Raw genomic sequence first — 13,173 nt, 5'->3', positions numbered from 1 at the left:
AATGAAATTATTCATTTTTCTGGCCTTTAGCTTGTTTGCAGGTACATCTGCAGACGCACAGAATGCTATTGATTTTGCCAATCTTACAAGGTATAAAGATGAAAATACAAGTATTTTAAATTCAAAGAAAAACGTGGATGTTGTCTTTATGGGCAATTCCATTACAGAAGGCTGGGTAAAGAGTCATCCTGAGTTTTTCTCTGAAAACAATTTTACGGGCAGAGGAATCAGCGGACAAACTACGTCACAGATGTTGTTACGCTTTCAGAATGATGTTGTCGCTTTAAAACCAAAGCTGGTGATCATTAATGCAGGAACCAATGATATTGCTCAGAATACAGGCATTTATGATGCTGATTTTACTTTTAATAATATCAAAGCTATGGCTGATATTGCTCAAAACAACGGAATTAAAGTAATCATTGCTTCCGTATTACCTGCCGCCGCATTTCCATGGCGCAAAGAAATAACGGACGTACCCCAAAAAGTAGATGCCCTAAACAACAGATTAAAGCAATACGCGAATAATAACAGACTCATGTTTGTAGATTATAATACTGCGATGCGTGATGCAAAAGGTGGAATGCGCGAAGGACTTTCAAAAGATGGTATCCATCCGGTTCCTGCAGGGTATGCAATCATGGAACCAATGATTAAAAATGCAATCCATAAAACATTAAGAAAAAAATAAAAATTTCAAAAAACATATTGTAATTAATTATGAGAAAAATTATTTCATTTTTCATTTTGGTGTTAACATTCGGTTCTTTGACAGCTCAGGAAAATTTTGAATTGTCCACGTTGAGAATAGGGCCTTACAAAATCTTTATGGAAAAAAGTGAAATTGAAAAAATGGCAGGGACTAAACTGAAAATTTCTGATGGGGAACAAAAGAATGGGGTGAAATACAATGGAGAGCTTATCAATATTGAAATCTTCCAAGGCTATGGTGGCGATGCAAAACCTGATGCCGTTACAATCGCAGGAATGACAACCACCAGTAAAAAATTCAGAACCAAAAGCGGAATGGGTGTTGGAAGTAGCAGAGATGAACTTATCAATACTTACAAAAACTATCCTATATTTAGTGTTCGTCCGGAGGTAGATGACAATGGTAAACGCATTAAAGATGCGGGATACTTTAATATTGAGGACTATGATGCCGGAACACAGTTAACATTTAAATTTGTTAATAATATTGTTACAGAAGTTACAGTTTACATCAACGAAGGCTGTTAAAAGCAGGAAAATATTCAAATCGATCAAAATCCGGGTTTTTATATCCGGATTTTTGTATTTCCGTAAGCCGGTAAAAAATTGTAAATTCGCGTGCAAATAAATCAGATATAATGAGTAAAAGTATCGAAGAGTTAAAATCTCTTACTACACAGATCAGAAGAGACATTTTAAGAATGGTTCACGCTGTAAATTCAGGACACCCGGGAGGAAGCTTAGGCTGTACAGAATACTTTACAGCACTTTACGGAAAGGTGATGAACTATCATCTTCCTTTTACGATGGAAGGTAAGAATGAAGATCATTTTTATCTATCAAACGGGCACATTTCTCCTGTGTACTACTCTACTTTGGCAAGATTCAACTTCTTTCCGGTAGAGGAATTGAGCACTTTCAGAAAGCTTGATTCAAGATTACAGGGGCACCCTACTACTCACGAAGGTCTTCCAGGAATCAGAATTGCTTCAGGTTCTTTAGGACAAGGTCTTTCTGTAGCTTTAGGAGCTGCTTTAGGTAAAAAAATGGATGGAGACCAGTCTCTTGTTTACACTCTTCACGGAGATGGTGAACTTCAGGAAGGTCAGATCTGGGAAGCACTAATGTTTGCGGCGGCTAAAAAAGTAGACAACATCATTTCTACAATCGATTATAACGGACGTCAGATTGACGGTGATACAGATGATGTATTAAGCCTTGGAAATCTTCATGCTAAACTTGAAGCTTTCGGATGGATCGTTTTAGAAGAAAAGAATGGTAACGACCTTGAGGCTGTAATCGGTATTCTTGAAAGAGCAAAAACTGAAACAGGAAAAGGAAAACCTGTAGCAATCATCCTTCACACAGAAATGGGTGCTGGAGTAGATTTCATGATGGGATCTCACGCTTGGCATGGTAAAGCTCCTAATGATGAGCAATTGGAAACAGCATTCAAACAATTGTATTTAGAAGCTCCTGCTGACTACTAATATCTAACCATCCGTTAACATCTCGATTAATAAAAATAAAAATGAAATATACATATACAGAAAAAAAGGACACACGTTCAGGATTCGGAGCCGGATTAGCTGAGCTTGCTGACAAAAACCCTAATGTAGTAGCACTTTGTGCAGACCTTATCGGATCTTTAAAAATGGAGAAATTCATTGAAAAAGCTCCCGAAAGATTCATTCAGGTAGGTATTGCAGAGGCTAACATGATGGGACTTGCTGCAGGTCTTAGCATCACTGGAAAAATTCCTTTCACAGGAACTTTCGCTAACTTCTCTACTTCGAGAGTATATGACCAAATCCGTCAGTCTATTGCTTACTCTGGAAAGAATGTGAAAATCTGTGCATCTCACGCAGGTCTTACATTAGGAGAAGATGGAGCTACTCACCAGGTATTGGAAGATATCGGGATGATGAAAATGCTTCCTGGAATGACTGTAATTAACCCTTGTGACTACAACCAGACAAAAGCAGCCACTCTTGCAATTGCTGACTTTGAAGGTCCTGTATATTTAAGATTCGGTAGACCAACTGTTCCTGTATTTATGCCTGAAGATATGCCTTTCGAAATCGGAAAAGGAATTATGCTTCAGGAAGGTACTGATGTAACAATTGTTGCAACAGGACACCTTGTATGGGAGTCTCTTGTAGCTGCTGACGAGCTTGAAAAAGAAGGTATTTCTTGTGAGGTTATCAACATCCACACGATTAAACCTCTTGATGAAGAGATCATCTTAAAATCTGTTGAAAAAACAGGGAAGATTGTAACTGCTGAAGAGCACAACTACCTTGGAGGGTTAGGAGAGTCTGTTGCAGGAATGCTTGCAAGAAAAAGACCTACAAGACAGGAATTTGTTGCGGTAAACGATACTTTCGGAGAATCTGCAACACCTGCTGAGTTGATGAAGAAGTATAAGATTGATGCTGAAGCAGTGAAAGAAGCTGTAAAGAGAATTTTAGCTAACTAAGAAAATCTTTTCAAATTATAAGATAAAAGCCGTCTCAGTGGGACGGCTTTGTTTTTATTCTGTTAAAAATAATTATTTCAATCCAAAGCTTTTAGAGATCCCCTCCAATTTCTTTTCCGAAAAATCAGAACCCTATTAGCTTAGATAAGACCCATAAAATTTATCTTGTCAGAATAATCTTATGGGTATAGATTTCCCTATCCTTTGTTTGCACACTGAGCATATAGATTCCTCCAGGTAATGTTGCCGGCAAATCAATGGTTTTGGATCTGAATTTTGAACGGAACACTTCTTTCCCCAAAGTATTGTTGATGAAAATATCCGCGTCTGTAAAATCGACATTTCCCTGTAAGGTAACCGACCCCGTGGTAGGATTAGGAAATACAGTTAAGACTTTTTCTATAGGTACGGTTTTCATTGCATTGGCAGAAGCTACCGTTACAGGCTGATAAACATTTTCCTGATAGGCATAATGGATTTTTAAATCTCTTGCAGAATTAGGACTCACAGACAAATTTAAAACAACCTGATCATACGGGTATGAGGTTATAAATTCGATAACTCCTTTATAAGGATCTTGAGGGTCTTTTTTCAATCTACCCATGATTAATTCAACAAGAACCTCACCGGTAATATTTGTATTAATCTTAACCTCTTTATCAATTACCTGATCAATTGGCTTACTATCACTACCAACACCAATCACAAGTTTAGTAAAGGTTTTTTCATTAGGAAAGTGAAGAGCCTGTTCAACCGAATAAAAAGACCCAGAAGAAGGTGCAATCAATTTAGAGAAATCGTTTTCATTGGGACCTACTGCATTTTGTGGATTTTGAACGGAACAGCCTGGGCATTTAATAATACGAGTCTCACTACTTGCATAGACTTTATCAAGCTGATAGGTATAATAGATCTGAAGCCCTCCATTAAGACCTACCCCAGAAGTAAATCTCAATACAATCCGGTCATAAGGCTTGTTGGTTGTAAATTCTATAGTCCCTTTACTGGGATCAGTAGCTCCAATTTTAAGGATTTCATTGTTAACAATTCTGTAATCATTGTTTGAAACGTTTCCGTTAAAAGTTTCCACAGAAACACCTCCCAGTAATTGCACTGATAAACCAGCCTGATTGGTGCCAATACCTATGACCACTTTCGAGTAGGTTTTTACCGAAGGAAAAATCAGGGTTTGCTCAATACTCGCAAACGCTCCCAGTGGTATTCGCATGAAAGCATAATTGCTTTCATCAGACCCAATTGCATTTTCCGGATCTTGGACGGAACAAGCAAAACAAACTCCATAAATTTGAGAACTCTGGCTGCTTACATAAACCTGTTGTGCATACACCAGCGTGCTTGCAATAAACATCAATAAAGGCAGCAGCATTGCCTTTCTAAGAATACAAACTGCTAATACATAAATTTTCATAATATTGAGGTTTTGGGTTTTAGTTTTTTTTAAGTCAAATTTTAAATATAAATACTGAGTGAAATAAAAAAAAGAGATACAAGCAACATTCTATCACCTGGAAAGAACATGTTTTAAACCAGCTACATTGAAAACTTTCTGGCAATTTTTAATTTCAATACCTACCTGTACACAAATTGATTAAAAAACAACTAACACCAAGCGTAATAATTAACTTTTTTAATCATTGTATTAAGTATTTTAGGTTCATTATTTTTAAAATTAAGTGTAAATAAACCTATTAAACAATCGGGTAAAATACCATTCAATAGTGAATCACTTATAGAAATGAGAAAAAAAGGTAAAAAATTATTGATTCTCATAATCATAGTTTTTGGTGTCACATCTAAAGTAAACACACTTATTCAATTTCACTACATTAAATGTATAAAAAAAATATTAATAAAAAAATATTAATAAAAAAAAACCAATAATAAATGAATTTATTTGAATTAATTAATATAATATTGCAATTTTACAAAAAATAAAGAATACTAAATTTAACTTAAAGTCATTTTTTTATAAACAAATTGCGGGCTGTTTCTTCGAAACAGCCCGCAGTCTTTTATTGAATGAGTGATTCAATGTTGGAGTTTTGTACAATGTTTTAACCACCCCGTCAAAAATTCTTTGAATTTTTGCCACCCCTCCAGCGGAGGGGAATGGTCATGCTTATAGTTATCATGGTTGTAGTTCTTACCCTACTTTTCATTTGTTTTTTTATTGTTCCGGTTTATTCAAAGGAATTCCCACGGCAGTCAGGATTGGATGTAATATTTCCTTTATATAATCATCTTCTCTCTCAATGGATTTCTTTGAGCCTGAAAAGTAATTGCTGATTCTATAATTTTTCACAAACTGGTTACGCTTCTTTCCAATGGAATAATAATATCCGCCCCTTTCATCATTGATAAAATAAGTCATTTCATCAAACGTCATGATCTTTTTGGAGAGCATCCATTTTTTGTAAATACACTTCTCCGATTTATCAAAAATATATTTTACAGGGATTCTGAAAAAAAGGTCAAACAGGAAATAGATCATATAAATTGCCCATATCATCAGGCCTATTTTAAACTGATCTCCAGACATTTTATCCATAAAGTAATAGACCATCACGGGAAGAGCAATACCTCCCAATACCAGCCACCATACCAAAGCTTTCAAAAAATCATAATTGGGCATTATGCTGATTTCGCTACCGTTCTCTTCAAATTTATAACGGTCTGTTATATTCATTCCCTGGTTCATTAATTTTCATGATATCTTCAGTTTCATTCACCATCTTTTGGATTCCTTTGTGCGTCAGAGCCTGTCCGATGGTCAGATGCTTTTCTTTTCCATCTACTTCAAAATAAATAGACAGTATCACATTAGTTGTAATAAAACCCATATACTTTGTTGCCAGCACGTGGAAATTGGTAAAATCCTTTAAATCATAGGTTTTGGCCGGAACAAAAATGGTATGTTTCCCGGTAATGGTTTTTCGATCCATATCGATGACAAATTTCTTTGTAAAGAAATTGATAGCAATAAGCACTACCAATGCAATGAGAATAAGACTTAAGATCCTTACATCCTTAAAGACAAGTCCTGCTATTATTAAAAAGAAAAGACATAAAACAGAGACAAAAACCGGTTGATTTTTAAAAATGTACAGATTTCCTTCCTGTTTGTAAAATTTGTATGAATTCATAATAATTTATTTATATAGTGATTTAAGTATTACAAAGATTAATCTTCTTATGGTTGGTAGCGTTGTGCTATTTCATCTTCATTAATCATTTTCAGAGTATTTAAGTCTGTTCTGAAATAGGTATCATGAATAGAAAAATAGGCGTCCATTTTTATTTTAGTTTGTTCCGATGCTTTCTTCCAGCAATCAAAAAACCATTGTTCAAACAGTTTATATTTTTCATCATCATATTCATCCAGAATATCATCAAAATCATCTCCTTCGTAATGATCCTGAAAATCTGAGACGATATTCCATATTTTTTCCGGGATCAGAGCATTCCAATCTCCGTTTTTTTCAATACTGCCGACCTTGTTAGTGGGTAAAGAAACAGTATTGGTAGCAATGTTACCTTTTCTATCTACCCCCCAGAATACAATATTCAGATATTCATATTCATACTCGAAATAGAATGCCTTGATATCAGACTTTCCTTTGTGATCCACATAGCTGATATTCTCTCCATTCAACAGATGAATCAGGTCTTCTGTAAGCTGTACACTGGTTTCTTCCAGATATTTTTTTAATTCAATATTGAGTTTTTTAAGGCGTTCCATAGACTGATTCCGTTTAAATGATTATGGTCTGTTAATTTTTCTACCGACTAGTTTTTCTAGTTCTGAAAACATCTCTTCAAGAGGTAAAACCTGTAAATCCTGATGATTCCTCAACCACTGCGAATGTAATATAATTAAATCTTCTTCTAAGCTGTAAAATGAACTATTTTTCAGTTTATCTCTGGTTTTATTGGGTCCAAAGTATTCTCTTTTCAGATATTCTTCTAATTCTCCATCTTCCAGTCTTTCTACCAGTGAACTTTGCTCAAGAAAAAGAGCAAGGTGTTTTTGTGCCCCTATTTTTCTTAACCCTTCTTCAATATCTCTATTGAGCTCCGGTGACCACCCAGAATTCCATACAAACTGGGAAAAATTCCCATTGGAATATTGCGCCAGGTAGTAATCAAGATAATAGCTGATGATGGAATCTTCGTGCATGTTTTCGACTTCAAATTCTTCTTCGTTCAGGAGATTCACCACTGAAATATTGGAAAGGATCAAATCATAAGGATCATTACTGTTGTAAGATGTGTCTGAGACAATTATTTTATTCTGCTTCATATTATATAATGAAATGTGTTTTTTTTCTTCATCCTTTCAATTGCCCCAGGTTTCCATCCAATCCAGATATTCACTTTTATGCTCATTATCATTAAGTCTGATAATTATATTTTTCAGATCTTGCTTCTCAAATTCATAATCTGAAACGGTGAAAATCAAGAAAATATCTTTCCCTATAATATTTTTAAAAAAGTTCTCATTTTTAAGCTTTTCCAAAACTTCAATACAGCTGGTATAAAGTCTGGTTTGAAATTCCTGAAACCATTCTTCATATTCACCCTCATCTTCATACTTCTCAAGCTCTGCTCTCAGGTGGTCACAAATTTCATTAAATTCCTGATCTGCACCTTTCATTTCATACGTCCATTCTGCAGGTTCAAATTTATAGTACACAGCATCATCCTTATCTATATTCTTAAGTGTTTCCAATGTATTGGAAGAAGGGCAAACAGTCATTGCTCCCTCATCACTATATAAAGCAAAGCTGTAAATATTTTCAGCACCATGCTTTTCAAACATTTCTAAAAAGGCTTTTTTTGCAGCTTCTTCTATCTGTTGTTTCAACATCTCAAAATCCATGCTCTGTTTCTTGATTTAAATGGGGCGGTAAAATTACCCTTATCATGTTGATATATTCATTAATAGTCCAGCCAAATTCACGATTATAGCTAGCTTATTTTATAATTTTGAAGTTATCTGCTTTTTTTATACATAATCCAACCGGGAATTATAATGACTGCCGCAACGACCATTGGAATCAAGTCGCCATAAGTAAAGAGCCAGGACGTCTCTTTAGACGGACCTATTTTTATAATAACGATCAGGCAAAAACCTATGATAATCATGATAATGCTTAGTGTCTTTTTCATAGTATTATATTGTAAGGGTTATTAATCTACAAAATTATTGTAACGGTTAAGAACAGTGCCGGCTTCACTTTCAAGATCATCAAGATCGTGATTCAGTTCACTGCTGTTTTCATTCAGACTTCGCTGCACAATTCTCATCTTACCCAGAAAATCATTCAAAGCATTATTAAGTGCAGTGTAACTGCTTTCTTTCTGCTTTTCTGAATATGGAATTTTTTCATCAATATTCCTGGTGTATAGCTTTTCCATCTGCTGATATTGTTGTGCAAATTTGTGCTTGTAGGCATTCAAATCTGTAATATTATAAGAATCATCAACAATCTTTTGAGTAAGCTCCATAGCTTCTTTAGACTGAATGATATGATCTTTTAATGGATGGTCTTTAAGAATTTCCATTTCAGCTTTATCTGCTTTTGGAGAGAGTTTGGAAAACAGCTCGTTGGCCGTATTACGGTTTTCCTGTATCAGTTTATTGGCTTTTTCACTAATTTCATTGATTTTCTTTCCTTTATCATCCTTCCAGTCTTCTGCTGTTTTATAGGTTTCCAGATCTTTCTTCAGGGCCTGTAACTGAGTAGCTGTATCTTTCATTTTATCTACCAGAACCTGATAGTTTTTTCCCAATACATTAGGAGCTTTAATCTCCTGGTTAATCCACATCATGATGGTAGGTGTAAATATTGGAGACATGCCTGAATATTGTGGATTGGCTGTAACATTTTTCACATACTCTTCCATTTGAGCCAGTGATTCCTGAAAGTTTTTAATGAATTCTGCCTGGGCCTCATCCATTTTCACCACCTTATTATTAAAGGAAACTATATCTCTGTTTTCATCTCCTGAATTAACACTGAAAGGGTTTACTTGTGTACTATTTCCACTTTGTGACAGTTTTTCTTTAATCTTCTCCAGTTTATCACAGGAAGTCAGAGAAATACCAATACTAAGTATTCCTGCGATGAGCAATGATTTTTTCATAGTCTAATATTAAAAGTTAAATAGATGTTATGTTGGGCTTTATATTAAGATCCTCCAGTTCATTCACCACTTCCTGCATGGTTTTCTTACTGAAGGATTGAGATATAACCGGACGCTTGAAACGGGATACATTCTTAAAATTCCCATATAAATAACACCCTAAAGGAATGAAGCCAATATACATGATCTGCAACTCAAATCCTTCAAAATCTTTAAGATCATAAGTAAATTTCCGATGGTTTAAGCCTCGGTTAAGAATAGTAAGACAATTTAACGCTGGATCAAAACAAACCTTTGGTGGCATAAAGGAAACAATCGTCAGCAACAATGAAAATATCAACATAATGATTCCTGTTTTCAGATAACTGGTATTAACCATCACAATAATCGAAATCAGAAGCCAAGCAATCACTATAATATGCTGTAAAGACAGGTATTGCTTTACCTGATATTCTGTTCCTTCTCTTTTTAAATGTTTAAATTCTTCCATCCCTGTAAGTATTCGACACTCTAACTGATAAATGAAAATTTATCTTCAATCATTTTTCCGATTAACGGCAAAGGTTTTTCAACCTCATTAGCAGCATTAATAGCACCAATAATCATCAGTACCAATGGCAGAACAGCAATTATACCCAGTATACCAAGATGTGTAACCGAAATCAAAATTCCAAGAATAGTTGAGAGAATAAAAGAAAGAATAACAACTCCCAATGACTGTTTAAGATGATATCTTAAAAGGCTGTCTGTTTTATCTTTTCCTGATATAAAAGCAATCAACCATCCGATAATGGTAATGTATGATACGATAGATAATGTTTTGTTGTCCATGATAATTTTTTTGATTTTTTCCTGTTTCAAAATTGCAACGGAAAAACATAACTCCAGTTTTTCATGCAACTACAAAACAACTTCACCCCAAAAAAACAATGTCTACAAAGTGTCTACAACTCATCACAAACAACTAATTAACAACTATTTAAAATCCGACTACATTTTCATTTTTTAACTTGAATCATTGATGGGTATCCGCAATTTTTGTACTTTCACTTCATGAAACTGCACTTCTCTTTTTTATACTTTATATTCTTTATCTGTATTTTTTGCCCGGCACAAAATACATTCATTGATGGTCTTAAAAATCAATTGAAGAGCAACAATTCTGCTGAGGAAAAGTTTAAAATTTATAATGAACTTACAGAATATTACAGAGTCAGTGACCAATATCCTGTTGCTGAAAAATATGTTCAGGAACAATTAAAACTGGCCAAAAATGAACATAATTATACGGAAGAAGTAAAGGCTTTGGTTCAGAATGGAATTATAAAGCTCAACCAATCTCAATATGATAAGGTTCCACAGCTTATTGATGATGCTAATACAGCCGCTCAAAAAACAAATGATAAAACAGCTTCACTATATGCTGCTTATCTGAATATCTACTATAATAATACTCTGGGTGAATCTGAAAATACCATAAAGCTTATTCAGAAAACACTTCCACAGGTTGAAAAACTTCCCTCAGAAGTTCTACTGAACGCAAAACTCAATTATCTTCTATACGGCATCCACTCTGAATGGAATGATGCAAAAAACGCCACAGTGTATGCTCAGAAAGCGGTGGAATTGGCTCAAAAATCTGGGAGTAAAAACATGCTGAGTTCGGCTTATTCTGCCATGGCGGTCTGTTATTACTTTCCTTATGAAAAAACCGGAGATTTAAAAGATTTAAAGCTTGTTATAGAGATGTGTAAAAAAGCAGTTTCGCTTTATCAACAGTTTCCAGGGCAGGTTTCAGCCCATGCTCATGCATTAGCTCTATTAAACCTAGCCAATTACTACCTGAGCTATCCGGTTATGACTCCGGAAATCCGCAAGGAAATTCAGGATAAGGCTAATGAAATTCTTACCCTTACCCAACATACCACTTTAAATCAGGGAATCCAGGCGGGTGCACTCGGCATTCTCAGCAATCTTGCCACCCGTGACCGGAATGACGCCTTATCTGAAAAATATCTTTTAAAAGCAGAACAGATTCTATTGACTCAGAAGCCTGTGTACTATCCTGTAATGATTAATGTAGTCACTGATCTTTCCAAACTATATGAAAAACAGAAAAACTACCAAAAAGCCTACGAATATCAGACGAAAGTAGCAGAATACAATAATCTTCTTTATAACGAAGGACAGGCAGAAACAGCAAAAAGACTGGAAGCTCAGTTTCAATCACAGAAAAAAGAGACTGAATTAAAAGCTCTTACAGAAAAAACATTAAGCCTTAAAAAAGAAAAGTTTCTGTATATAGGGCTGGGAATTATAGGATTAATTGGAGCATTTTTTATGTTCCGCTCCTATCATTACAAACTACGTTACTCCATAGAAAGAGAAAAGAAGCTCAATACCGAAAAACACGAAACAGAAATGCTGATCAAACTTCAGAAAGAAGAACAAGCCAGATTAAAAGCGGAACAGGAACTTCTTACCTTACGACAGCAGAAGCTTCAGAGTGAAGTTCTAGCCAGCCAGCTCCATATTCAGCATAAAAATGAAGTGCTCCAGCAGCTTCAGACTCAGCTTTCGGACACAGATATTAATATCAGTCAGGTTGTAAAAGAACAGAACCGTGTAGATAATGATTTTGAAAAGATCAGATTTACCATTCAGGAATTGCATCCTGATTTCTTCAAAAACATCAATGAAAAAGCTAAACAGAAACTAACACCACTAGACCTTAAATATTGTGCCTATATTTATCTGGGAATGGATACCAAACAAATTGCCAACCTTCTGAATGTGGAACCTAAAAGTGTAAGAATGACCAAATACCGCCTGAAAAAGAAATTAGGACTGGACGAAAATATAGCTCTGGAAACTTTCTTTCAGGGAGTACTTTCTGAATAAATCACAATGTTCAGTAACGAATACGCGAATTATTTGTCCCAACTTATCAATAAATCTTGAATTTAGGTATGCTTATGAACTCCAGATATCCTGGCTGCCTGTATATTAGAAATCTTTTTAAACCACATAGGCATATAGCCCTTTAGAATATTATTTATTCATATATTAAATACTTCCCTAACAATCATTATAATTTTGCACAATTTAAGAGCATGCATGCAAATTAACTTTTGTGTATATTTTATGTACAATAGAAAATAATACTGTTTTCCATTTTTATTAATTTATTTTTTTCCATTTCTTCTCACATGATAATTCATATCATTTTAAAGTTTCTTTACTTTCATTAAAACTCCCTAAAAATCAACAGGATAAATTCAATATACATCCTATACATATTACAGAAATATGTTATAAAATTTACAAATAAATTACAACAATTATCACAATTAAGTGATGTATTTATTTTTAGTTTTGAAGCATCAACGTTGATGAAATTCTGTATTTAAATTGTATGTGTACAGTACAAATTAAACATAAGAATACATCACCCAATGCCAGGGATTATATGGCAGACCATAATTTAATCAACAAAAAAATATCAAAAATGAAAAAATTAGTTGGAATGAAGAGAAATTTCTCTTCTACAGAAAACAAGAAATTACAAAGAGAAGATTTAAAATTAGTTCAAGGTGGTAATACATACACAGCTTCAGAAAATGCAACGTGTTATGATAAAAAAACCTGGAAAGGTAAAGATCTCCAGAGTACATTATATGTAGGAACTGGCTGTCAAGGATTATAGAAAATTTAGTTATTAGAATTTAATAACAGTTCAACTCCTTGGGGCTTAATTTAGTCCCAAGAGAGTTTTATATTTTAAATAATTCACTTTTACCATTAAATAATCTACT

At 34.4% G+C, this 13,173-nt stretch carries 15 protein-coding genes; 6 read left to right on the top strand and 9 right to left on the bottom strand.

Annotation, left to right across the window (positions count from 1 at the left end; genetic code table 11):
- Position 1 precedes the first annotated feature (1 nt).
- The 4 genes from CHSO_RS06065 to CHSO_RS06050 all read left to right on the top strand — a co-directional run bounded on the left by CHSO_RS06065 (position 2) and on the right by CHSO_RS06050 (position 3,190).
- Complete coding sequence (locus CHSO_RS06065; RefSeq protein WP_045493630.1) at positions 2 to 691, top strand: SGNH/GDSL hydrolase family protein; 690 nt, start codon at positions 2 to 4, stop codon at positions 689 to 691.
- Between the two features lie 29 nt (positions 692 to 720).
- Positions 721 to 1,239: a hypothetical protein gene (locus tag CHSO_RS06060; protein ID WP_045493618.1), complete on the top strand. Its 519-nt coding sequence runs from the start codon at positions 721 to 723 to the stop codon at positions 1,237 to 1,239.
- Between the two features lie 107 nt (positions 1,240 to 1,346).
- Positions 1,347 to 2,201 (top strand): transketolase, encoded by an 855-nt coding sequence (locus CHSO_RS06055; RefSeq protein ID WP_262483773.1) that lies wholly within the window; start codon positions 1,347 to 1,349, stop codon positions 2,199 to 2,201.
- Between the two features lie 41 nt (positions 2,202 to 2,242).
- On the top strand, positions 2,243 to 3,190 hold the full coding sequence (locus tag CHSO_RS06050) for a transketolase family protein (RefSeq protein ID WP_045493614.1): 948 nt from the start codon (positions 2,243 to 2,245) through the stop codon (positions 3,188 to 3,190).
- A 160-nt stretch (positions 3,191 to 3,350) separates the two neighbouring features.
- On the opposite strand, the gene CHSO_RS06045 is transcribed toward CHSO_RS06050, so the two are convergent.
- The 9 genes from CHSO_RS06045 to CHSO_RS06005 form a co-directional block, all read right to left on the bottom strand.
- Entirely contained in the window at positions 3,351 to 4,619 is a 1,269-nt protein-coding gene (locus CHSO_RS06045) for a T9SS type A sorting domain-containing protein (RefSeq protein WP_045493610.1), read from the bottom strand.
- A 759-nt stretch (positions 4,620 to 5,378) separates the two neighbouring features.
- Complete coding sequence (locus CHSO_RS06040) at positions 5,379 to 5,897, bottom strand: hypothetical protein (protein ID WP_232509155.1); 519 nt, start codon at positions 5,895 to 5,897, stop codon at positions 5,379 to 5,381.
- Complete coding sequence (locus tag CHSO_RS06035) at positions 5,875 to 6,354, bottom strand: hypothetical protein (protein ID WP_045493608.1); 480 nt, start codon at positions 6,352 to 6,354, stop codon at positions 5,875 to 5,877. The genes CHSO_RS06040 and CHSO_RS06035 overlap by 23 nt, the downstream gene beginning before the upstream one ends.
- A 47-nt stretch (positions 6,355 to 6,401) precedes the next feature.
- Positions 6,402 to 6,950 carry a hypothetical protein gene (locus tag CHSO_RS06030; protein ID WP_045493606.1) on the bottom strand — a complete coding sequence of 183 codons (549 nt, stop codon included), beginning with the start codon at positions 6,948 to 6,950 and terminating at the stop codon, positions 6,402 to 6,404.
- 21 nt (positions 6,951 to 6,971) lie between these two features.
- Entirely contained in the window at positions 6,972 to 7,511 is a 540-nt protein-coding gene (locus CHSO_RS06025) for a DUF4375 domain-containing protein (RefSeq protein WP_045493604.1), read from the bottom strand.
- Between the two features lie 36 nt (positions 7,512 to 7,547).
- Entirely contained in the window at positions 7,548 to 8,090 is a 543-nt protein-coding gene (locus tag CHSO_RS06020; protein WP_045493601.1) for a DUF4303 domain-containing protein, read from the bottom strand.
- Between the two features lie 311 nt (positions 8,091 to 8,401).
- Positions 8,402 to 9,358, bottom strand: coding sequence for a DUF3829 domain-containing protein (locus tag CHSO_RS06015; protein ID WP_045493598.1), 957 nt, complete (start codon positions 9,356 to 9,358; stop codon positions 8,402 to 8,404).
- A gap of 16 nt (positions 9,359 to 9,374) precedes the next feature.
- Positions 9,375 to 9,848, bottom strand: a complete 474-nt coding sequence (locus CHSO_RS06010) for a hypothetical protein (RefSeq protein WP_045493595.1) — start codon at positions 9,846 to 9,848, stop codon at positions 9,375 to 9,377.
- A 20-nt stretch (positions 9,849 to 9,868) separates the two neighbouring features.
- Positions 9,869 to 10,189, bottom strand: coding sequence for a DUF4870 domain-containing protein (locus CHSO_RS06005; RefSeq protein ID WP_045501995.1), 321 nt, complete (start codon positions 10,187 to 10,189; stop codon positions 9,869 to 9,871).
- Positions 10,190 to 10,411: 222 nt separating this feature from the next.
- On the opposite strand from CHSO_RS06005, the gene CHSO_RS06000 reads away from it, so the two are divergent.
- The gene (locus CHSO_RS06000) at positions 10,412 to 12,259 is read left to right on the top strand and encodes a helix-turn-helix transcriptional regulator (RefSeq protein WP_045493593.1); all 1,848 of its coding nucleotides are present in this window, start codon (positions 10,412 to 10,414) and stop codon (positions 12,257 to 12,259) included.
- Positions 12,260 to 12,866: 607 nt separating this feature from the next.
- Positions 12,867 to 13,064 (top strand): TIGR04139 family peptide modification target, encoded by a 198-nt coding sequence (locus CHSO_RS05995; protein WP_171817611.1) that lies wholly within the window; start codon positions 12,867 to 12,869, stop codon positions 13,062 to 13,064.
- Positions 13,065 to 13,173: the final 109 nt, after the last annotated feature.

Source organism: Chryseobacterium sp. StRB126 (genome assembly GCF_000829375.1).
Classification (GTDB): Bacteria; Bacteroidota; Bacteroidia; order Flavobacteriales; family Weeksellaceae; genus Chryseobacterium.
This window is presented reverse-complemented; position numbering and strand designations above follow the sequence as displayed.

What these genes read in the sequence shown, in the direction of transcription:
- CHSO_RS06065 (WP_045493630.1), top strand. Translation starts at nt 2, where the DNA reads ATGAAATTATTCATTTTTCTGGCCTTTAGCTTGTTTGCAGGTACATCT.
- CHSO_RS06060 (WP_045493618.1), top strand. Translation starts at nt 721, where the DNA reads ATGAGAAAAATTATTTCATTTTTCATTTTGGTGTTAACATTCGGTTCT.
- CHSO_RS06050 (WP_045493614.1), top strand. Translation starts at nt 2,243, where the DNA reads ATGAAATATACATATACAGAAAAAAAGGACACACGTTCAGGATTCGGA.
- CHSO_RS06045 (WP_045493610.1), bottom strand. Translation starts at nt 4,619, where the DNA reads ATGAAAATTTATGTATTAGCAGTTTGTATTCTTAGAAAGGCAATGCTG.
- CHSO_RS06040 (WP_232509155.1), bottom strand. Translation starts at nt 5,897, where the DNA reads ATGAATATAACAGACCGTTATAAATTTGAAGAGAACGGTAGCGAAATC.
- CHSO_RS06035 (WP_045493608.1), bottom strand. Translation starts at nt 6,354, where the DNA reads ATGAATTCATACAAATTTTACAAACAGGAAGGAAATCTGTACATTTTT.
- CHSO_RS06030 (WP_045493606.1), bottom strand. Translation starts at nt 6,950, where the DNA reads ATGGAACGCCTTAAAAAACTCAATATTGAATTAAAAAAATATCTGGAA.
- CHSO_RS06025 (WP_045493604.1), bottom strand. Translation starts at nt 7,511, where the DNA reads ATGAAGCAGAATAAAATAATTGTCTCAGACACATCTTACAACAGTAAT.
- CHSO_RS06020 (WP_045493601.1), bottom strand. Translation starts at nt 8,090, where the DNA reads ATGGATTTTGAGATGTTGAAACAACAGATAGAAGAAGCTGCAAAAAAA.
- CHSO_RS06015 (WP_045493598.1), bottom strand. Translation starts at nt 9,358, where the DNA reads ATGAAAAAATCATTGCTCATCGCAGGAATACTTAGTATTGGTATTTCT.
- CHSO_RS06010 (WP_045493595.1), bottom strand. Translation starts at nt 9,848, where the DNA reads ATGGAAGAATTTAAACATTTAAAAAGAGAAGGAACAGAATATCAGGTA.
- CHSO_RS06005 (WP_045501995.1), bottom strand. Translation starts at nt 10,189, where the DNA reads ATGGACAACAAAACATTATCTATCGTATCATACATTACCATTATCGGA.
- CHSO_RS06000 (WP_045493593.1), top strand. Translation starts at nt 10,412, where the DNA reads ATGAAACTGCACTTCTCTTTTTTATACTTTATATTCTTTATCTGTATT.
- CHSO_RS05995 (WP_171817611.1), top strand. Translation starts at nt 12,867, where the DNA reads ATGAAAAAATTAGTTGGAATGAAGAGAAATTTCTCTTCTACAGAAAAC.